General features: G+C 26.3%; 22 protein-coding genes. 12 read left to right on the top strand and 10 right to left on the bottom strand.

The genetic code is table 11. The annotated features are described in order from the left end of the window. Positions 1–67: 67 nt before the first annotated feature. Together AFAEC_RS04645 and AFAEC_RS04650 are read right to left on the bottom strand one after the other, a co-directional pair. Positions 68–949: a cation diffusion facilitator family transporter gene (locus tag AFAEC_RS04645; protein WP_026805790.1), complete on the bottom strand. Its 882-nt coding sequence runs from the start codon at positions 947–949 to the stop codon at positions 68–70. Continuing rightward, positions 949–2118 carry a pyridoxal phosphate-dependent aminotransferase gene (locus tag AFAEC_RS04650; protein WP_026805789.1) on the bottom strand — a complete coding sequence of 390 codons (1170 nt, stop codon included), beginning with the start codon at positions 2116–2118 and terminating at the stop codon, positions 949–951. The genes AFAEC_RS04645 and AFAEC_RS04650 overlap by 1 nt, the downstream gene beginning before the upstream one ends. A gap of 82 nt (positions 2119–2200) precedes the next feature. Between AFAEC_RS04650 and AFAEC_RS04655 the strand changes: the two genes are divergently transcribed. After that, positions 2201–2794, top strand: a complete 594-nt coding sequence (locus tag AFAEC_RS04655; RefSeq protein WP_026805788.1) for a M48 family metallopeptidase — start codon at positions 2201–2203, stop codon at positions 2792–2794. Positions 2795–2802: 8 nt separating this feature from the next. On the opposite strand, the gene AFAEC_RS04660 is transcribed toward AFAEC_RS04655, so the two are convergent. Genes AFAEC_RS04660 through AFAEC_RS04690 form a run of 7 tightly spaced genes read right to left on the bottom strand, consistent with a single transcriptional unit; the run spans position 2803 to position 9941 of the window. After that, positions 2803–3747, bottom strand: coding sequence for a hypothetical protein (locus AFAEC_RS04660; protein ID WP_026805787.1), 945 nt, complete (start codon positions 3745–3747; stop codon positions 2803–2805). Continuing rightward, a complete protein-coding gene (locus AFAEC_RS04665; protein WP_026805786.1) occupies positions 3744–5078 on the bottom strand; it encodes a murein hydrolase activator EnvC family protein in 1335 nt (444 codons plus the stop codon). Before AFAEC_RS04665 ends, AFAEC_RS04660 begins: the two co-directional genes overlap by 4 nt. After that, a complete protein-coding gene (locus AFAEC_RS04670; protein ID WP_026805785.1) occupies positions 5071–5889 on the bottom strand; it encodes an FtsX-like permease family protein in 819 nt (272 codons plus the stop codon). The genes AFAEC_RS04665 and AFAEC_RS04670 overlap by 8 nt, the downstream gene beginning before the upstream one ends. Then, entirely contained in the window at positions 5876–6538 is a 663-nt protein-coding gene (locus AFAEC_RS04675; protein ID WP_026805784.1) for a cell division ATP-binding protein FtsE, read from the bottom strand. Before AFAEC_RS04675 ends, AFAEC_RS04670 begins: the two co-directional genes overlap by 14 nt. Continuing rightward, complete coding sequence (gene trmB, locus AFAEC_RS04680) at positions 6535–7728, bottom strand: tRNA (guanosine(46)-N7)-methyltransferase TrmB (protein WP_026805783.1); 1194 nt, start codon at positions 7726–7728, stop codon at positions 6535–6537. The genes AFAEC_RS04675 and trmB overlap by 4 nt, the downstream gene beginning before the upstream one ends. 16 nt (positions 7729–7744) lie before the next feature. Continuing rightward, the gene (locus AFAEC_RS04685) at positions 7745–9007 is read right to left on the bottom strand and encodes a fibronectin type III domain-containing protein (protein ID WP_026805782.1); all 1263 of its coding nucleotides are present in this window, start codon (positions 9005–9007) and stop codon (positions 7745–7747) included. Continuing rightward, positions 8955–9941 carry an RluA family pseudouridine synthase gene (locus tag AFAEC_RS04690; RefSeq protein ID WP_026805781.1) on the bottom strand — a complete coding sequence of 329 codons (987 nt, stop codon included), beginning with the start codon at positions 9939–9941 and terminating at the stop codon, positions 8955–8957. The genes AFAEC_RS04685 and AFAEC_RS04690 overlap by 53 nt, the downstream gene beginning before the upstream one ends. Positions 9942–9960: 19 nt before the next feature. On the opposite strand from AFAEC_RS04690, the gene AFAEC_RS04695 reads away from it, so the two are divergent. Next, complete coding sequence (locus AFAEC_RS04695) at positions 9961–11070, top strand: FtsW/RodA/SpoVE family cell cycle protein (protein WP_026805780.1); 1110 nt, start codon at positions 9961–9963, stop codon at positions 11068–11070. Between the two features lie 5 nt (positions 11071–11075). Here the strand turns inward: AFAEC_RS04695 and AFAEC_RS04700 are convergent, their stop codons facing one another. Beyond that, positions 11076–11837, bottom strand: a complete 762-nt coding sequence (locus AFAEC_RS04700) for an energy transducer TonB (protein ID WP_172658626.1) — start codon at positions 11835–11837, stop codon at positions 11076–11078. Positions 11838–12032: 195 nt separating this feature from the next. Here AFAEC_RS04700 and hemL point away from each other — a divergent pair, with 195 nt between their 5' ends. From hemL to AFAEC_RS04750, 10 genes are all read left to right on the top strand, one after another. Continuing rightward, positions 12033–13316, top strand: a complete 1284-nt coding sequence (gene hemL, locus AFAEC_RS04705; RefSeq protein WP_026805778.1) for a glutamate-1-semialdehyde 2,1-aminomutase — start codon at positions 12033–12035, stop codon at positions 13314–13316. A gap of 8 nt (positions 13317–13324) precedes the next feature. Continuing rightward, on the top strand, positions 13325–13639 hold the full coding sequence (ppnP, locus tag AFAEC_RS04710; RefSeq protein ID WP_026805777.1) for a pyrimidine/purine nucleoside phosphorylase: 315 nt from the start codon (positions 13325–13327) through the stop codon (positions 13637–13639). 4 nt (positions 13640–13643) lie between these two features. Further along, positions 13644–13961, top strand: a complete 318-nt coding sequence (locus AFAEC_RS04715; RefSeq protein WP_034216405.1) for an AtpZ/AtpI family protein — start codon at positions 13644–13646, stop codon at positions 13959–13961. Continuing rightward, positions 13948–14493 carry a hypothetical protein gene (locus AFAEC_RS04720; protein ID WP_026805775.1) on the top strand — a complete coding sequence of 182 codons (546 nt, stop codon included), beginning with the start codon at positions 13948–13950 and terminating at the stop codon, positions 14491–14493. Before AFAEC_RS04715 ends, AFAEC_RS04720 begins: the two co-directional genes overlap by 14 nt. Positions 14494–14579: 86 nt before the next feature. Next, on the top strand, positions 14580–15434 hold the full coding sequence (locus tag AFAEC_RS04725; protein WP_026805774.1) for a TIGR01777 family oxidoreductase: 855 nt from the start codon (positions 14580–14582) through the stop codon (positions 15432–15434). A 70-nt stretch (positions 15435–15504) separates the two neighbouring features. Next, positions 15505–16227 carry a DUF1722 domain-containing protein gene (locus AFAEC_RS04730; protein ID WP_026805773.1) on the top strand — a complete coding sequence of 241 codons (723 nt, stop codon included), beginning with the start codon at positions 15505–15507 and terminating at the stop codon, positions 16225–16227. After that, positions 16224–17576: a cryptochrome/photolyase family protein gene (locus AFAEC_RS04735; protein WP_026805772.1), complete on the top strand. Its 1353-nt coding sequence runs from the start codon at positions 16224–16226 to the stop codon at positions 17574–17576. The genes AFAEC_RS04730 and AFAEC_RS04735 overlap by 4 nt, the downstream gene beginning before the upstream one ends. A gap of 40 nt (positions 17577–17616) precedes the next feature. Further along, positions 17617–18612, top strand: a complete 996-nt coding sequence (locus AFAEC_RS04740; RefSeq protein WP_026805771.1) for a sensor histidine kinase — start codon at positions 17617–17619, stop codon at positions 18610–18612. Then, entirely contained in the window at positions 18609–19316 is a 708-nt protein-coding gene (locus tag AFAEC_RS04745; protein WP_026805770.1) for a LytR/AlgR family response regulator transcription factor, read from the top strand. Before AFAEC_RS04740 ends, AFAEC_RS04745 begins: the two co-directional genes overlap by 4 nt. 64 nt (positions 19317–19380) lie before the next feature. Beyond that, positions 19381–19644, top strand: coding sequence for a hypothetical protein (locus AFAEC_RS04750; protein WP_026805769.1), 264 nt, complete (start codon positions 19381–19383; stop codon positions 19642–19644). Positions 19645–19704: the final 60 nt, after the last annotated feature.

Below are 19704 nucleotides of genomic sequence, written 5' to 3' on the forward strand. Positions count from 1 at the left end.
TAATATAAAAGCCCAAGAGATTTAAATCTCTTGGGCTTTTTCTTAGTAAAAATTTAAATATTTTAAATTACATCAAAACTTTTGAGTCATTATAAGGGTCAAGATGAATTGTAATATACCACTTTTTTTTAGAGTCTAATTTCTCTATTTCTTCTTCTATAAAATCACTAATTTGATGAGCTTTTATTAAAGATATAGATATATCTTTAAAAACTAGATGAACTTCTATAAAAACTTTATTTGCAGCTTCTCTTGTTTTTAATTGATGAAAACTATGTACTTCTTCATATTTTAAAATTATTGAAATTATTTTTTCTACAGTTTTTTCATCTAATGCTCTATCAAGTAAAACCATAACTCCATCATAAATTAAACTATAAGAGGAATAGATAATGTATAAAGCTATTAAACTTCCAATTATTACATCAAAAAGCTCATAACCTGTAAAATATACTAATAGAAGAGATAATAAAACAGCAAAAGTGCTAAAAATATCTGTTTTATAGTGAAGAGCATCAGCTTTTATTACCATATTATTTGTCTTTTTTGCAATTGTATTAAGGTATAAAACTAAAAAAATAGTAATTATTAAGGAGATAATCATCACATAGATTGATATATTTAAATAATTTGAAGTTTCACCACTTTTAAATTTTAAAAATGCTTGATAGAGTAAGAAAAGCCCTGAAAGTGTAATAATTACACCTTCAATAACAGAAGCTAATGCTTCAATTTTTCCTTTTCCATAGTTAAAAGCTTTATTTGCTGGTTTTTCTGATTTTGAAATTGCGAAATAGTTAAAAAGTGATACAAACATATCTAAAATAGAATCAACAGCAGATGCTAATACAGAGACAGAACCACTAAAAAGCCCTATAACTAATTTAAGAAGAGTAAGAACTGCTGCAACGGTAGATGATACAGCAGTTGCTTTCTTTTGTGGAGACATTAGTTGTTTTCTATAAACTCTTTTATTCTATTTATTCCATCTTTAATTGCTTCCATACTTGTAGCAAAAGATAGTCTTACATATCCTTCCATACCAAAAGCAAGACCTGGAACAAGAGCCACTCCTTTACTTTCAAGTAAGTTTGCACAAAATTTCATAGAGTCATTTGAGAATTTTTTGATATTTATAAATAGATAAAAAGCACCATCTGGGTCAAAACAAGATAGTTTCTCTATATCATTTATTGCTTTTACTGCATAATCTTTTCTTTTTTCAAACTCTACTCTCATCATTTCAATATCTTTATTTGCTTCTCCTTCAAGAGCTACAATAGCTGCATATTGAGTCATAGAGTTTACATTTGATGTAACTTGTCCTTGAAGTTTTGACATAGCTTTTGCTAATTTTGCATTAGGACAAGCAACATATCCAAATCTCCATCCTGTCATGGCAACTGATTTACTTAAACCATTAATAGTAACTGTTCTATTGTACATATCTTCTGAAACTTCAGCTGTTGCAGTAAATTTTTTACCTTTGTAGATCAGTTTTTCATACATTTCATCTGATAAAACAATAATATTTGTACCTTTTAAAACTTCACCAATAGCTACTAATTCCTCTCTTGAATATATAGAACCAGTTGGATTTGATGGAGAGTTTAACATTAAAATTTTTGTTTTAGAAGTTATCTTCTCTTTTAGTTGTTTCGGAGTGATTTTAAAATCTGTATTTTCATCTGTTTCAATGAATACAGGTATCCCTCCACTATAAACAACTAATTCTGGATATGTAACCCAATATGGGCTTGGAATAATAACTTCATCACCTTCATCAATTAGTGCTTGAGCTAGATTAAATAAGGAGTGTTTTGCTCCATTACTAATTACTATTTTATCTAGTGTATAATCTAAATTGTGGTCTTTCTTTAACTTATTAATAATTGCTTGTTTAGTCTCTTTAATACCTTCAACAGCTGTGTATTTAGTCTTTCCTTCATTAATTGCTTTTATTGCTGCATCTTTTACAATTTGTGGTGTATCAAAATCTGGTTCACCTGCACTAAAACTTAGAATATCTTTACCTTGAGCTTTTAAATCATTTGCTAAAGCTGTTATAGATAAAGTAAGTGATGGAGCTAATTTCTCCATTCTATTTGCAATTTTCATAATAGTTTTCCTCAATTAAATTATCATTACACTTATGGTATAATCGGGCGGATTTTATCCAAAATTTACTTAAAGGTTTTTTTTGAATTTTCAAATTAGTTTAAATGATAGTTTAATAAATGTTGAATTGGAAAATAAGAAACATATAAAGCATTGCTATTTAAGAGTTTTAAGTAAAGATTTATTACAAATAAAAGCAAATAGATATTTTACAATTTATGATGCCAAAGAATTAATTATTAGAAAAAAAGAGTGGATTTTAGAAAATATAAAAAGAGTAGAAAATAAAATATTAGAAGATGGATATTTCTTATATTTGGGAGAGAAAAGAGAATTAGAAAATTTAAAAATAAAAAATTTAGATAGTTTTTATAAAAAAGAGATAGATAAATTTATTCCAACTTTAGTAGAAAAATATTCAAATCTTATGCAACTATTTCCTACGAAAATTTCATATAGAAAAAATAAGAGAACTTGGGGCTCATGTAACTATAAAAATGAGTTGAACTTTAATATCTTATTAATGCGTTATCCACTCTATATTATGGAGTATATAGTTGTTCATGAACTAGCTCATATAAAATATAAAAATCACTCTAAAAGTTTTTACTCTTTAGTTGAAAAGTTTTGTCCAAATTACAAAGAGATAGAAAAAGCTTTTAAATTACTTTTATAAGTTAATAACTAATCTCTAGCTTCTATAACTCTTCTTAGAAGCTCTTCTTTTGTGAACTCTTTTGATAATTTTTGAGTTGTAACTCCATTTGAAAGTGTAATTTGAATATTATTATTTTCTGTATAATAAGCATTTACAATCAATCTTTTAACTTTTTGAGAAAATTCATCTATTGTATATATTTTTCTTCCTAAGAAAAGCTCTTGTAAAGTAGGCTCTTTATAAACTCCAATAAAAGCTCTATTGTGATATAAATATTTCCAAACTTTCATCTCTAAATCAAAAGATAAAAAGAAATCTGTATAACTAGAGTAAATCCTATCACCTTTTATAAAAAAATTTGTTTCTGGAAAAAATCCAGGTACACAGTTACATAAAAACATATCTTTTTGTAACTCTTTTACTTTAGTAATACAGAAATATTTAAATTTTTTTAGTTTATCTTGTAGAAGTAAATCTTGGCTATTTTGGTTTTCTAAGATAGAGAAAATAGTAAAAAGTTCTTTAAAATCATCTTGATTTGAAGCTAAAATTTCAAGAACTTGAATATTTAATTTTGAAATTCTTTCATCTTTATATAGGATTTTATAAGATTTTAGAAGTTGTTTTTTTAAATCAATAATTAAAATATTTTTATTATCTTTATGTAAAAGATAGAGCTTTTCATTACTTTTTTTCTCTACAATGAAAATAGTGTTTTCATCTATATAAATAGTTTTATATGAAACTAAAATAATTTTCTTAAAATCTTTAATCTCTTCATTAACAAAACTATATTTAAACTCATGATTATTTAAAAACTCAATTAATTCAAACTCAATATCATACTCTAAATGACTACTATTTGAGTACTCTTTTTTTACACTATTAAACTCTAAATCTAAAGATAAAAGATAGTTCTTATGTCTATAAAGCTCTTTTTGGTCTTTTATAATGATTTTTTTTAGAATCATATGTTAAATAACTCTTTTGGGTCTATATGTGATGAATCTTTTGTAACCTGAAAAGATAAACTTTCATTTACTCTTCCTACAACAGAACCTTTTTGTACCCATTTTCCTACCACTAAAGTAGGGGCTATATCATCTAAATGAGAGTAAATTGTATGTAATCCACCTTCATGTTGAATTATCACAACATTATCAAGCATTCCTGCATTTTTTTTTGCATAAACAACTTTACCACTTAGTACTGAAACAACTTTTGCTTGCGGTTCAGTGCTTTTTAAAACAATTGATTCGTTAAATAGTTTGATTTTATAAACAGGGTCATAATATGTTCCAAAATTTTTTGCAATTTTAAAAGATTTTAAAGGAGCTATAGTTTTTTCTCCTTTATATTTTGTAATTGTAACTCCATCTGTTGAAGAGCCAATTTTTTTTACATCAAGGTTTAAATTTTTTGCAAATTTTTGATTTCTTGTATCTGCTGTTTGCATTTCTACTTCATTTTCATCTGAAGATGAACTCTCATCTTTTTGATTGTTTTCATTTTTCTTACTCATTAAAGTTTCGAGTTTTTTCTTTCTTTCCGCTTCTTCTTTAGCCTTAGCTTGTTCTTCAGCTTTTTTAACCTCTTCTAGCTTTAGGATATTTAGTTGAGAAAGAAGATTTTTTATGTTTTCTTGGCTTTTTACAACTTTATTTAGCTCTTCTTGATAAGCTTTGTGTTGTTTTTCTAAATCACCTAAAGAGCTTGAGTGCTGTTTCTTTAGAGTTGTTAATTTATCTTTTGTCTTTTGTCTATCATTTATATATGATGAAATTTTTTCTATATCTTTTTGATTTGTTGTTGAGTCATTTGTGATTGTGTTGTAGTTATTGTTTATTTTTGCAACTTTATCTTTTGAGTGTTGAGCTAAAAGAGTATATATTTCATTGTCTATTAACTCTTGTAAAGAGTTTTCAGAAGCAAGATTTAATGCAATTGAAATAGAAAACTCTTCTACAATCGTATCTACTATTTGGCTTTCATTTGTTGTTTTTTCTTGAATTAATTTATTTGATTTTGTTTTTAATTCAGTTAGTTTACTTTTTGATTCTTCAAGTAGTTTTTGATGTTCATCTATATCTTTATTTACTTGCATTATATCTTTTTCTAAATTTGATATATTACTATTTTGAGCCTCTATTTTGTCTGCTAATTCTTTTATTTTTATATTTTTTGTCTCTTCTTCTTGTTTTGTAGTGTCGAGTTGTTTTTTATTTTGTTGTATTTTTTTATCAATAGTTGAAGCTTCTATAAAATAAAAACTTAAAAATAGAGTCAAAATCATCTTAATCATTATTAATCTTATACTTTAATAAAACACCAAAAATGGTAAAGATTGATATACAAAAAGATAATAAAAATAGCTTAACAATCTCTAAACCTAAATCAATTTGTATATCAACAATTTCGTGTAACTCTTGAGGAAATAGAATCTCCATATTATGTGAAACATAGTATAGAAAAATTGAACTTATAATAAAAGATAAAAAAGCACTAAGCATTGCATAATTTAAAATAGATGTTGCACTATATATTATAGAAGCTCCATGAAGCCTTAATATAGATATTCTAATATGGTGTTCGTGAAACCAAAGTTTAATCTGTTTAGCAATAATAATTATTGCAAAAATAGTAATAATAAAAAATAGAATAAAAGAAACACTGTTTATTAAAAGTAAAAGAAGATAGATTTGATTATGGTTTTTATAAAAAACTTCTACTTTTTTAATATCAGGATTTTTTAAAAGTATATTTTTTATCTCTTCTAATTCAGTGCTTGTTGGAAATATCTCTAAATGTATTTGGTAAAAATTTGGGAGTTTTTGTTTTAAAAGCTCAATAGAGTTTTCAGAAAGATTTGTTTTTATATTTCCAATAATTTTATCATTTGGTAAAGCTTGAATAGATTCAATATTTATACCTGCAAGTTTTGACATATTCTCTTTACTTAAAACCGAAGTGGATACTACTATAATAGAATAATCTTTTGATATTTTACTTTGATAGTTTGCAACAACATTATTAATTAATAAATATATTGTAAAAGCAATTAACATTGATAATAAAGGAATTAAAAAGGCAAAAATATTTTTAAGAGACTTCATAAATAATTCCATCATCAATTGATAATTGTCTAAATTTTATACCCAAATTTCTTGGAACTCTATGAGTTACTACAACAACAGTTATACCTAATTGTTCATTTGCCCCTTTTAGTAAATTCCAAACTAAATCAGCTGAATAATCATCAAGGTTTCCAGTTGGTTCATCTGCAATAATAATTTTAGGATTGTGAGCTAATGCTCTAGCAACTGCAACTCTTTGTTGCTCTCCTCCACTTAGTTCATTTGGATAATAACCAGCTCTATGGCTTAGTCTTACATGAGCTAAAAGTTTATTTGCTTGTTCTTTTGAAACTTCATTTGAATAACCATTTATCTTTAGTGGAATCATTATATTCTCTTCAATTGTAAACTCATTTACAAGTTTATAATCTTGAAAAATTATTCCTATATTCTTTCTAAGAAGTCTTAACTTTTTTCCACCAATTCCAAAAACTTCTTGCCCTGCAATTCTTAAATTACCATGTTTTATAGGAATCTCTCCATAAAAAGATTTTAAAAGTGTAGATTTTCCACTTCCAGAATTTCCACCAATGAAGATAAACTCTTTTGGTTTTATAGAGAAATTCCCTTTTTTTATAATATATTTATTGTCATCATAAGTTAAATAGATATTTGTTGCTTCAATCATTTAAATAAAATCTCTTTTAAATTTTTATGTGCATCAATATTTGAACTTGTTGGAAGTGGATTTCCTTGATAATATGATGCTTTTCCTTCTTCTATTATAATATATTTTGTAACTGGTCTATCAAAATTTCCCATTGTAACTTTTATTAAACCAGAGTTATTTTTCCCTAAAATTGTATAAAGTTCTTCTATATGTACAAAAAAGTTTTTGAATATAGTAGCTTTTTGTGGAATTTTTGTGATTATTTCGTCAAAATTAATAGAATCTTCAAATGAAAAATTAAAAGATAAATCTATGTTTTTATCCTCATTTAATGAAGTTAAAACTAAATCATAAATATTTTTACCCTGTTTTTTCCATCTATCTTCATATTTACTTGTAACTTCTAAATCTTTATTTATATCAATAGAGATATTTGCTTTTGGTAAATTAGTAAGAAGTTCTAAGCAAAAATCAAAATAGTTTCTGCTATCACTTCTAAGTTCTAAAGTTCCACCAACTTTTAGAACTCTTAAAGCTTCATTTACGAACTCATTTGAGTAGATTCTTCTATGTGGTTTTTTATCCCAAGGAACAGGAAAATGTACAAATATTTTTCCAACTTGATTTGACTCTATAAACTCCATAAAAAGTCTTGCATCATAATTTACAACTAAAACATTTGTTATATTTTGAAGTTCTAACTGTTTTAAGAGTTGTTCTATTGAAGGATAGTGTATTTCAAGACCAATAAATTGAATATTTGGATTTGTTTTTGCTTGATATAAAAGGTGTCTTCCACTTCCAAAACCAATCTCTATTTGAATTTCATTTTGTGTTTTGAACTCATCAACAAAATAGTTTATATCTTTTAAATATTTGTGTTTTTCCTCTTTTTCTATTTTAAAACTATTTGTATTTGAAAATAGAACTTTTGCACCATTTTCTTTAACATAGGCATTTAGACCATCTTTTATAAGGCTTACAGGAGATAGTCTTGTAACCTTATCTGCTTTAATCATAAAATTTTCATCTTTTGGTTTTATTGCTAATAAAAACTCTTTATCCTTATATTTTGTAGCAACTCTATACTCTATTTTTCTATTGTTTTGTGAAAAATCATAAGATTGTGCAATGAACTTGAAATCTACACCATCAATAAAAGATGGTGTACTTATTAACTCTTTTTTTTCAAATAGTATGTGTGGCATTATTCCTCTTAGGTAATTATTTTCTAGTTAAACTTACTTCATTTGAAGATTCTGAAACTACTCCAAATTCATCAACTGATTGAACACTATATTTATAATCAATTCCACTTACAACATCACTATCTTGAAAACTAGTTCCACTTATATTTTCAAATTTTGTTGATTTATATTGAAAAAAGTTTTGCTTAGTTTTTTTAGTCACAATATATGAAACAGCTCTAGGAGAACTACTCCAATTTAAAACAGCAACTCCACCTTGAATAGAAGCTTGAGTAAGATTTGGTTTAGTTGGTTTTCCTAAAGTTTCTCCTTTTATAGCAGGAATATCAAAAATTCCATCTAAACCATCTTTATCAATAGGGATAATTTTATAATAGTATTTTAAACCATCTTCATTTAGCTCATCTGTGTACTCTAAAATAGAGGCATTTATAGTTGCTATTTTTTTATAGCCAAAAGATTCATAACTACTTCTATGTATCTCATATTGTACAACATCACTTGTTGGAGATGCACTCCATGTTAAAAATATCTTTTTTGGAATATTGTTTGATGCTTTTACTCCACTTACACTTTTTGGAGCTGGTTTTGTAACTGCTTCTAAAACATTTGTAGGTGCTGATTCAACATCATCAAAAGTAAAAGCTTTTACTCTATATTTATGTTTTGAAGCATTACTAAGTCCTGTATCAATATATTCAGCTGATAATCTTTGGTTTATTGTTGCTAAATAGATCCATTCATTTAAAGTTGTATTGTACTTTTCAACTCTGTAATAGCTTACTCTTTGATCAGGATGTGGTTCCCAAAGAAGTTTTATTTTTTTAGGAAGATTTGATATAGCTTGAGCAAAAGCAACAGGTTTTATTCTAGGAAGAGTTTCAGCTATATAAGCCTCTGTTGTAGGAGATTCACTTCCATCACTTAATCTTGAAGAGATTTGATAAGCATATTTAGTTTTTGGTTCTAATTCTCTATCTACATAGTGCGTTGCATGTTTACTATCAATTTTTGCAATAAGTTTTAAAGTAGTTTCACCTTTACTTATTTCAGTTCTATAAAAGTTATACCCAATAACTCTTGGATCATCTACCTTTTGCCACTCAAAACCAATAGATGTCATATCTGGAAGAGATTTAATTGAAGAGTAGTTTACAGTTGGTGCTGATTGATTTATTTTTGGTGTAGTTGTTGTAGAAAGAGAGTCTAAAACATTACTACATCCACTAGCAAAAATTAGCAAAATTGTTAATGATGTTAGTTGTATTAATTTCTTCATTTGTAAAATCCTTAGAAAAATTAGTTTTTAAAAAATTACTCATATCCTCTGGTAAGTTTGCACAAAAGCTCATCTTTATATTTTTTGTTGGATGAGTTAGATATAAGATATAAGCGTGCAAAAAAAATCTATTTATTTTATTTAATTCGCCCTTAAATCCATATAAAGTATCTCCCAAGATATGCCTATTTATTGAGTTTAGATGAACTCTTATTTGATGAGTTCGACCTGTAAAAAGTTTAGCAGCTATTAATTCATATTTCTCATTATTACTTAAAGATAGTTTTAAAAAAGCTGATTTTGCATATCTAGCATTTTCAATAATATCCATTTTTAGCCTATTGTTTGGATTTCTTCCTATGGGTTTTTCTATGATTAAATTATCTTTTAAAGGCATATCAATAATAGCAAGATAGTACCTTCCCATACTTTTATCTTCTAATTGTTTTGCTAAAGATGTATGTGCTTCATTTGTTTTTGCAATTACGATTAAACCACTTGTTCCCTTATCAAGTCTATGAACAATACCATGTCTTTCTTCTCCACTTATTGTTGAAAGTGAAATTTTTTTTAGCTTCAACCAATCAACAAGTGTTGCATCTTTTACACTAGGAGCATCGTGAACTGTTAGATTGTATGGTTTGTTTAATACTAAAATATCTTCATCTTCATAGATTATTTCTATATTCTTATCTTTTAAAGACTCTTTTATAAACTTTTCATCTTTTATTTCTGAAAACTCTATTTGAGGAAAAAAGACTTCAATTTTTTGGTTCTCTTTTAGTTTAAATCCAGTTTTATTTACAATTTTCCCATCAATTTTTACAAACTCTTTTTTGATTAATTGCTCTATTTGATTTCTTGAAGCATCAATATTTGAAGCTAGAAATTTATCAACTCTTTCTATGTTTGTTGCAATAAAATATTTATACATATTATGATACTCTTTTGTTATGCGTTTATTAGATAAAAGAATTATTTCACACTTTGATTTTTTGTTAATAATATTTGTTTTACCTTTGATAATTTTATCATACCATTTAATTAGTGAAACAAACGAATTTCTAGCAAATAAGCAACTTATGTATTATTCCCTTTCTTTAGTTGTTTTTTTTATTGTATTTTTTTTACCAATTAGAAGAAGGCTTAGAATTATTCCTATGTTATATTGGATTGGAATTATTTTGCTTGTTGCAGTTGAGATTTTTGGAGTCTCAAAACTCGGAGCTAAAAGATGGATAGAATTACCATTTGTTCATGCAACAATTCAGCCATCAGAACTTATAAAACCAATATTTATTCTAATGCTAGGGTATTTGATACAACTTAGGCAACCACCAGAAAATGGATATGGATTAAAAGATTTTTTATATTTCTCTTTTTATATTTTATTGCCCTTTGTTTTAATCGCAAAAGAGCCAGATTTAGGAACAGCTTTAGTTTTACTTTTGGTTGGTTATGGAATTTTATTTTTAGTTGGAGTAAATTGGAAAATATGGGCTAGTATAATTATTTTTTTAGGAGTTACTTCACCATTTATCTATACTTATGGAATAAAAGATTATCAAAAAAAGAGAATTCATGATTTTATAGTTGCTGAAAAACCAAGTTATCATGTTCAACAATCGATTATTGCAATTGGTTCAGGAGGTCTTTCGGGAAAAGAGAGTGATGAAGCTACTCAAACTCAACTAAAGTTTTTACCTATTTCTACAAGTGATTTTATTTTTGCTTATTTGGTTGAAAGATATGGATTCATAGGCGCTATTGGCTTGATAGTTATATATTTTCTTTTGATATTTCATCTTCTATCTATAAACTATTTTTTTAAAGATGATTATGTGGTCAAAGTTTTTGCTTCAGGGCTTGGCTTACTAATATTTTTAAATATGAGTGTAAATATCTTAATGGTTATTGGTTTTGCACCTGTTGTTGGGATTCCTTTACCACTATTTTCTTATGGTGGAAGTTCATTTATAAATTTTATAGTAACTTTTGCAATTTTAGAAAACTTAATAGCATTTAGATATATGGATTTATATAGTTATGATAGGAAATTGTAGCTATTTTAATACATCCTATAAAATACTTGAAACTTTATTTTTGTCTTCTCAGTAGGTCTGGGATAGTCTTTGTAGGCTATTTCTATTAATTCTAAGCTATAATCATCAAGTATTGTATATCCTGATGAGTTAGTGATTTTAAGTCCTGTAATACTTCCATCAGGATGAAACATAAACTCTACAATATTTACTCCACCAATTTGTAGTTTTGCTGCTAATTTTGGGTAACCCATACGATTTAAAACTTTTTGAGTAATTGCTTGAAAGTTATTTAAATTTTTTTCTAAATAAGCCTTTTGAACTTTTGTGAAAGTATCATACTCTTGACCATAAAGTTTTTCAAGTTCAGTTAATATCTTTTTATCAACTGGCTCTTTTTGATTTAAAAAATTTTCTAAAGTTTTATCTTGGATTGTTGGTTTATTTTCCACAATTTGTTCTTTTAAAACTCTGTTTTGAAACTCTTTTGCCTTTTTTATCTCATCTTTTTTTGGTTTCTGCTCAATATTTTTTGGCTTTTCTATTTTATTTTCTATTACTTTTTCAACTTTTTTTTCTACTACTTTTTCAGTTTTCTTTTCTACTGTTTTCTCTATTTTTTGTTCAAGTTTTGGTTCTTCAATTTTGGTAGTTTTTTGCTCTTTTATCTCTTTTAGCTTTACAAGTTTGATATCTGTTTTTTCTATTTTTTTGTTATCTTGTTTATTATGGTTTTTTTGTTCGGTTTTATAGTTTAAAAGAAATAAAAAATGTATTAACAGTGACAAAAGTAAGGATAAAAATATTTTTTTCATTCGCGAATTATAGTAAAGTTTGTTGAAAATTAAGATATGTAGCCATCTATTTTATATGATTTTTGTCTAATTTGATATATCAAAATTGGGATAACTAAAATAAAAATAACCTTTTGCTTATATAGTTTATTGTAGAATATTTACTTAATAATAATTTTAGGATGAAAGATGTTTAAAAAATCTATAAAAGCTTATAAAAAGGCTTGTGAAGTAATTCCTGGTGGGGTTGATTCACCAGTTCGAGCATTTAAAAGTGTAGGTGGAACACCTCCTTTTATAAAAAAAGGAAAAGGTGCATATTTGTATGATATTGATGGAAATAGATATTTAGATTTTGTACAAAGCTGGGGACCACTAATTTTTGGACATTGTGATAAAGATATTGAGAAAGCAGTTATTAAAACTGTAAAAGATGGTTTAAGTTTTGGAGCACCGACTCTTTTAGAGACAAAATTAGCTCAAGAGATTGTTGAAATGTATGACAATATTGACAAAGTACGATTTGTAAGCTCTGGAACAGAAGCAACTATGAGTGCTATTAGATTAGCACGAGGTGTTACAAATAAAAATGATATTGTAAAATTTGAGGGGTGTTATCATGGGCATTCTGACTCTTTGTTAGTTCAAGCAGGTTCTGGAATGGCAACTTTTGGAAGTCCAAGTAGCCCAGGAGTTCCTGAAGATTTGACAAAACATACATTACTTTGTGAATATAACAATGTAGAGCAACTTAAAAAATGTTTTGAGCAAAGTAGTAATATTGCTTGTATAATTATTGAACCAATTGCTGGAAATATGGGATTAGTTCCTGCTTCAAATGAATTTTTAATAGCTTGTAGAGAGCTTTGTGATAAATATGGAGCTTTATTAATATTTGATGAAGTTATGAGTGGATTTAGAGCAAGTTTAAAAGGTGCTAGTGGGATATTAGATATTAAAGCTGATATTCTTACATTTGGAAAAGTAATTGGTGCAGGTATGCCAGTTGGTGCTTTTGCTTCTTCAAAAGAGATTATGAGTCAACTTTCTCCTGAAGGAAAAATCTATCAAGCTGGAACTTTAAGTGGAAATCCTGTTGCTATGGCGGCTGGTCTTGAAAGCCTTAGAAAATTAAAAGCAAATCCAAAAATTTATGATGAGTTAAGTAAAAAAGCAAAAAGATTGGTAAATGGACTTCAAAAAGTCGCACAAGACAATGGTATAGCTCTTCAAGTAAATACAAGAGGAAGTATGTTTGGATTTTTCTTTTGTGAAAATGAGCCTAAAAACTTTAAAGAAGTAGGGCTTTGTGATTTCAAAAGATTTGCAACATTCCACCATGAGATGTTAAAAAGAGGCTTTTATTTTGCTTGTAGTCAATATGAGGCTGGATTTATTTGTACAAAAATTACAAATGATATGATAGATGATTGTATAAAAGCAGCTGCAACTGTTATGAAGAATTTAAAATAAGGTTAAAAATGCAAAGCTTTAAAGATGTAGAACTAATAAAAAAAGCAAATATTTACTTTGATGGAAATGTTACAAGTAGAACTTTTATAGACTCTAATGGAGATAAAAAATCTCTTGGAATTATGATGGTTGGAGAGTATCTTTTTGGTACTGTGGAAGCTGAAATTATGGAGATTATAGAAGGTGAAGTAGAGGTTAAATTAAAAGGAGAAGAGGAGTGGAAAACTTATAAAAGTGGAAGCTCTTTTTCTATTCCTTCCAATTCAAGTTTTGATATAAAAGTAAAAACAATAAGTGATTATTGTTGTAGTTATATAAAGTAGTTTTATGGAAAAAAATATAGAAGAAACAAAAGAAACAAAGCCAAAACATAGAGATAAAATAGAGGCCCTTGATAGTTTATCTGTTGGTATTTCTATGGTTGCTGCTATTATTATTGGAGTTGGTATAGGATTAGGACTTAAATATCTTACTGGATATACTTGGACTCTTTGGGTTGGTATTTTTTGGGGAATTGCAGCTGCAGGATTAAATGTTTATAAGGCTTATAAAAGAGCTCAAAAGGTGTATGAAGGTATGGAAAATGACCCACGATATGCACATAGAGCAAAATATGGTGATAAAGCTTTTGATGATGAAGATTGATAAAGATATTTTAAGTTTTGCAAAGGTTTTTTTAGCCATAAATCTTTGTTTAAGCTTTTATGCAATAATTTTTCAAAATACAACTTGGTTATTAAATTTACAAGTTGCATTTTTTGCTTCGTTATTTGTAACTTTAGCCTCTTTTTTGTCATATAGAAAAAATATTCAAAATAGACTGGAAAATTTGGAACTCAATAAAGTAAGTAGTAATGAAAGAGATAAAATTGATGAGATTGATGACCCTTATGATTTGTATAGTGAATATGAAGAGATACCAGAAGAGGAATTGACTCCTGAAAAAATAAGAGAGATAATAAATGAAGAGAAAAAAAAGGTAAAACAAAATAGTTTTAAAAATACACTTTTTAGTGCAGGGGGATTTGTATCTATATATAGAGTTTTGGGATATGGATTTCTGATTTTTGGATTTTTTGCACTAAATAATAATAAATTATTTCTTCCTCTTGCTTTTATAATAGGTCTTAGCATAGTACCTTTAGGAGTTTTAATTACTAAATTTTTAAAAAAATAAGATTTTTATATAAAACTATCAAAGAATATCTACAAGAAAACATTTATCTATTATAAACTATCAAAAAATACTATGAAGGAAAACTTATGAAAACTATTGTTATATCTGGAGCTAGTGGATTTGTTGGGCAAAGTTTAGTTGAGTTTTTTTCTAAACAAAACTATAAAGTAGTACAAATAAAAAGAGAGATTTTGAATAAGCCTTCAAAATTAGATGAGCAAATACAAAGTTGTGATGTACTTATAAATCTAAGTGGTGCAAATATTATAAATAGATGGAGCGATGAGTATAAAAAGCTTTTATATAGTAGCAGAATCAATACAACTAAAAGTTTAGTAGAGAGTTTAAATAGAGTTCAAAATAAGCCAAAAATGTTTATTTCAACTTCAGCTGTTGGGATTTATGATAATAAAACAACCTATGATGAAGATGGCTCTTATTCAAATGATTTTTTATCAACTCTTTGCCAAGAGTGGGAAAAAGAGGCAAAAAAAGTAAACAATGATTTTACAAAAGTTACAATATTTAGATTTGGAATAGTTTTAGGAAAAAATGGAGGAGCTATAAGTAAAATGATGCTTCCATTTAAACTAGGGCTTGGAGGAGTTATCGGAAGTGGAAAACAATATTTTTCTTATATTCATATAGATGATTTAATTAAAGCTTACTCTTTTGTAATAGAAAAAGAGCTAGATGGAGTTTTTAATCTTACAGCTCCAACTCCAACAACAAATTTTGAGTTTACAAAAACTTTTGGAAAAATTCTAAATAGACCAACAATCTTTCCAGTTCCAGAGTTTGTTTTAAAACTAATATTTAGTGAAGGTGCAAAAGTTTTAAGTGATGGGCAAAGTGCAGTTCCTAAAAAACTTTTAGATAGTGGATTTGAGTTTAAGTATAAGAATATAGAAGAGTGTTTAAAAGAGATTTGTAAAAAGTAGTATAAAGTTATAAAAAAGAGCTACAAAAAAGCTTTTTTCTATTATAAAATGGGGATAAAAAGGCTTTATTGTGATTTTGGGAGTTTCATCTTGTTTATTGGGTAATTTATGTAGATATGATGGTCATAGTGTAAAAGATGAGTTTGTCTTTGATAGTTTAATGGAAAGGGTTAAATTTTATGAACCTTTAAATCAGCCCTCAATTAAAAATGGTGTAGGAATTTTTGTAAAAAAATTAAAAGAAAAAATGCCAAATCTTCCACTAGAAAAGGAGAAAAGATTAAATAATGCGTGGCTTAGAGAGAACTTTTTAATGCAAGTTTATTCATATAATGATTTAAAAATTTTATTAAATAATGAGAAAAAAATCTCTACTCTTGTGAAGTTTCATACCTCTTATAAGTATTTAATCTACTCAAAATCTCATACCTCTTATAAAATTTTAGGAAAAATAGTAGCAAATGAGGGAAAAAAAGATATTGATGAGTTATATAAAAAGTATGAAGAGGAGTTTTTAAAAGCAATAGCTACAAAATCTACTCTAAATAAAACTTATAATATCTTGCTTCATATTTTTGGATACTTCAAAAAACATATAACAAAAGAGGAAAAATCAGATATTTTAGAGAGTATTTATGACTTTAAAAATAGAGTAATTCCATTAATTAGTGTAATAAAAATTTTCAATATTTATATAAATAGATTTAATATATCCTATCTAATGAATCAAAAATTTTTAAACCCATATCCTGCAAAACTTGCATTAAGAAGTGATTTAAAGGCTTATAAATGAAACAAATTTTATGGTTTAGAAGAGATTTAAGAGTAGTTGATAGTGAGATATTGGCAAATGCAAAAGGTGAAGTGCTACCAATATTTATTTTTGATAAAAATATTTTAGAAAAACTCTCAAAAGAAGATAAAAGAGTTACATTTATCTATAAAAGTGTTAATGAACTAAAAGAGAGTTTGAAAAAGATTGGGCTTGATTTAGCAATATTTTTTGATATACCTAAAAATGTCTTTACAAAATTAAAACAAGAGGGGTTTAGTGAAATTTTAACCTCTATTGATTTTGACTTTTATGCAAAAAAAAGAGATGAAGAAGTAGAGAGGATTTTACCTCTTAGAAGATTTTTAGATTCATTTTTGATTGATCCAAAAGATATTTTAAAAAGTGATAAAACACCATATAAAGTTTTTACCCCTTTTTATAACTCTTTAGAACCTTTACATCAATCAAATTCTATAAAAGAGTTTGAAATCTCTAAAAATATAAAAAAAGTAGATTTTGATTATAGCTTTATTCCAACTTTAGAAGATTTGGGATTTATAGAACAAAAATTACCAGATTTTTTATATAAAAGTGCAGATGAGTTGATAGAGGATTTTTCAAAAAAACTTAACTCTTATCAAGAAAATAGAGATTATATATATTTAGATGCAGGTTCAAAGCTCTCAGTACATCTAAGATTTGGATTAATTTCACCTAAAATGATTTTTAATAGAGTAAAAAAACTACAAGTAAGTAAAAAAGAGATAAATTTTTTTATAAGAGAGCTTATTTGGAGAGAGTTTTATAACTATATTTTGTACCATTTCCCACAAAGTGAGTTTGAAAACTTAAATAAGATAGAGGTAAATTGGAGTCAAAATGATGAAAACTTTAAAAAATGGTGTGAAGGAAAAACAGGAGTTCCTATAATAGATGCTGCTATGAGATATTTTAATAATACAGGACTTATGCACAATCGTCTAAGAATGATAGTAGCCTCATATTTAGTTAAAAATTTGTTAATAGACTGGAAAAAAGGTGAGAACTATTTTGCACAAAAACTTTTAGATTATGAGAAAAGTTCAAATATTGGTTCTTGGCAATGGGCTGCAAGTACAGGAGTTGATGCAGTACCATATTTTAGAGTTTTTAATCCCTATTTACAATCAAAAAAATTTGATGCTAATGCAGTTTTTATAAAAAGTATTTTAAAAGAGTTAAAAGATATTCCAGTAAAATTAATACATATAGAAAATGGGGTTCAAGAAAATATTTTTTTAGATTACCCAAAACAGATTATTGGAATCTCAACTTCAAGAAATAGGGCTATTTTAGAGTTTAAAAGAGCAAATAGTGAAAAGTTTTAAACTCAAATTTGAATAGGACAAAAATGTTTAAAGGTTTTAGATGCTTAAAAATGAACTAAAAATATCTTATAAAGATTGGATAAATGTTTTAATAATAGCAATATTATTTGGTTTCTTTCAATCTTTGATACTCTATTTTTTAAATAAAAATTTACAAACTTTTTCTACAACAATTTTTAGTATTAGCACAGCTTTTTTTATAACAGTTTTTGCAATAATTTTAATTAGCTTTTCAAATAGATATATTCTTCCAAAGATTGATAAAAGATTTTGGACTATTTTTAGCCTTTTTTTCTCTTTTTTATCTGGATTTCTTGGATTTATTTTAGTTTTTTTTATTTTTCTTGATTCAAATTTTGAAATCATAATTTTAGTAACTCCATTTTGGTTAAATTTGGCAGTTATTATTGGATTTTTAACTCTTTTAATAGCTTTGATTCTGCATCAATTTGTATTTTTGAAAAATAAAAATAGTCAAATAGAAAAAGAGATTTTAGAATCAAAACTAAAATCTTTAGAAAATGAGTTAAACCCTCATTTTTTATTTAATGCTTTAAATTCAGTATCTCAACTAATATATATTGATAAACAAAAGGCTGAAAATGCAGTTTTACAGCTATCAAAATTTTTAAGAAATGCCATAAATAAGGAGAGTTTAGTTACCCTTGAAAATGAGATTTTTATGGTACAAACCTATGTGAGTATTGAAAATATTAGATTTGATGATAAAATAGTTTTGCATATAGATGAGTTTAAAGATTTGAAATTTGTAAAAATACCAAAATTCTCAATTCAACTTTTAGTAGAAAATGGTATAAAACATGGATATTTAGGTAAAGAGTTGAATATATTTATAAAATTTAGTAAAAATTCTATAAAAGTTTCAAATGATGGTAAAAAAAGTTTAAATATAAAATTTAAAACAGGTTTATTAAATTTACAAAATAGATTGAGATTATTGAATATTGGGGAGTTGGAATTTTTAGTAGATGATGAAAATATGGCTTTTTGTATTATTTTAAAGGATAAAATTTGAAAGTATTAATAGTAGATGATGAAAATTTAGCACTAGCAAGACTAAAAAGGCTTTTAAATGATAATAATATCTTTGATATTATGGAGTTTAATGACCCACTTCTTGCTATAAAAGAGTTATCGAAAACAAAATTTGATGTAGCTTTTTTAGATATTTCTATGCCAAATTTTAGTGGTTTAGAGTTAGCAGAATTTATACTAAATATTGAACCAAAAACTTTTATAGTATTTCAAACGGCTTATGAAGAGTATGCTTTAGATGCCTTTAAAAAAGGTGGCATGGGTTATTTGCTAAAACCTATTGAAAATAGTGAATTAAAGAAAAGTTTAGAAAAAATCTCTCTTTATAAAGAGGAGAAAAATGTATCAAAAAAGATATTGGGTAAAGTTTCAGATAAAATTTATTTAGTCCAAATTGATGAGATTTTTTATATTAAAGCTGATTTAGATGAGATTATTATTAGAACTAAAGATAATTTTGTCTATGCAAAGAAAAAAATAGGGGATGTTGAAGAGATTTTAAAAGATAAAAACTTTTTTAGAGTTCATCGTTCATATATTGTAAATGTTGATAAGATAAAATCTATAAAAAGTATTGAGCAATCTAAACTTGAGATATATTTTAGTGGAGTTGATGAGTTTATCATTAGTTCAAAAGATGGGGCAAAAGAGTTTAGAGAGTATTTGGATAAAAAAAGTATATAAATTGGAAAAAAATAGATACAAGATATTTATTAATTCTTATAAAATTTAAAAAAAAGGAGAAAAGATGTTAAAAGAGATTATATATACAGGACTTGGTGGAGCATTACTTTTAAAAGAGAAAGTAGAAGAGGAGTTAAAAGCTCTTGAAGAAAAGGGTAAAATCAAAACTTCTGATGCAAAGAGTTTTTTAGAGTCATTAGAGCAAAAAGGAAAAGATGAAGATGAGAGAATTAAAGCAAAGATAAAAGATATCTTTAAAGAGGTTTTAGATGAATTAGGAGTTGCTACAAAAGCAGATTTAGAGAAGTTAAAAGAGGATTTAAAATAAAAACTTTTTTTATATATCTAAAACTTTTTTCACCTCTTAGAGTCTATTTAATATTTAGAT

Origin of the sequence: Aliarcobacter faecis (assembly GCF_013201705.1) — a bacterium.
Lineage (GTDB): Bacteria > Campylobacterota > Campylobacteria > Campylobacterales > Arcobacteraceae > Aliarcobacter > Aliarcobacter faecis.

What these genes read in the sequence shown, in the direction of transcription:
- AFAEC_RS04740 (WP_026805771.1), top strand. Translation starts at nt 17,617, where the DNA reads ATGCTTAAAAATGAACTAAAAATATCTTATAAAGATTGGATAAATGTT.
- AFAEC_RS04720 (WP_026805775.1), top strand. Translation starts at nt 13,948, where the DNA reads ATGATGAAGATTGATAAAGATATTTTAAGTTTTGCAAAGGTTTTTTTA.
- AFAEC_RS04645 (WP_026805790.1), bottom strand. Translation starts at nt 949, where the DNA reads ATGTCTCCACAAAAGAAAGCAACTGCTGTATCATCTACCGTTGCAGCA.
- AFAEC_RS04675 (WP_026805784.1), bottom strand. Translation starts at nt 6,538, where the DNA reads ATGATTGAAGCAACAAATATCTATTTAACTTATGATGACAATAAATAT.
- AFAEC_RS04715 (WP_034216405.1), top strand. Translation starts at nt 13,644, where the DNA reads ATGGAAAAAAATATAGAAGAAACAAAAGAAACAAAGCCAAAACATAGA.
- AFAEC_RS04725 (WP_026805774.1), top strand. Translation starts at nt 14,580, where the DNA reads ATGAAAACTATTGTTATATCTGGAGCTAGTGGATTTGTTGGGCAAAGT.
- AFAEC_RS04650 (WP_026805789.1), bottom strand. Translation starts at nt 2,118, where the DNA reads ATGAAAATTGCAAATAGAATGGAGAAATTAGCTCCATCACTTACTTTA.
- AFAEC_RS04665 (WP_026805786.1), bottom strand. Translation starts at nt 5,078, where the DNA reads ATGATTAAGATGATTTTGACTCTATTTTTAAGTTTTTATTTTATAGAA.
- AFAEC_RS04735 (WP_026805772.1), top strand. Translation starts at nt 16,224, where the DNA reads ATGAAACAAATTTTATGGTTTAGAAGAGATTTAAGAGTAGTTGATAGT.
- AFAEC_RS04685 (WP_026805782.1), bottom strand. Translation starts at nt 9,007, where the DNA reads ATGAAGAAATTAATACAACTAACATCATTAACAATTTTGCTAATTTTT.
- trmB (WP_026805783.1), bottom strand. Translation starts at nt 7,728, where the DNA reads ATGCCACACATACTATTTGAAAAAAAAGAGTTAATAAGTACACCATCT.
- AFAEC_RS04695 (WP_026805780.1), top strand. Translation starts at nt 9,961, where the DNA reads ATGCGTTTATTAGATAAAAGAATTATTTCACACTTTGATTTTTTGTTA.
- AFAEC_RS04660 (WP_026805787.1), bottom strand. Translation starts at nt 3,747, where the DNA reads ATGATTCTAAAAAAAATCATTATAAAAGACCAAAAAGAGCTTTATAGA.
- AFAEC_RS04690 (WP_026805781.1), bottom strand. Translation starts at nt 9,941, where the DNA reads ATGTATAAATATTTTATTGCAACAAACATAGAAAGAGTTGATAAATTT.
- ppnP (WP_026805777.1), top strand. Translation starts at nt 13,325, where the DNA reads ATGCAAAGCTTTAAAGATGTAGAACTAATAAAAAAAGCAAATATTTAC.
- hemL (WP_026805778.1), top strand. Translation starts at nt 12,033, where the DNA reads ATGTTTAAAAAATCTATAAAAGCTTATAAAAAGGCTTGTGAAGTAATT.
- AFAEC_RS04750 (WP_026805769.1), top strand. Translation starts at nt 19,381, where the DNA reads ATGTTAAAAGAGATTATATATACAGGACTTGGTGGAGCATTACTTTTA.
- AFAEC_RS04670 (WP_026805785.1), bottom strand. Translation starts at nt 5,889, where the DNA reads ATGAAGTCTCTTAAAAATATTTTTGCCTTTTTAATTCCTTTATTATCA.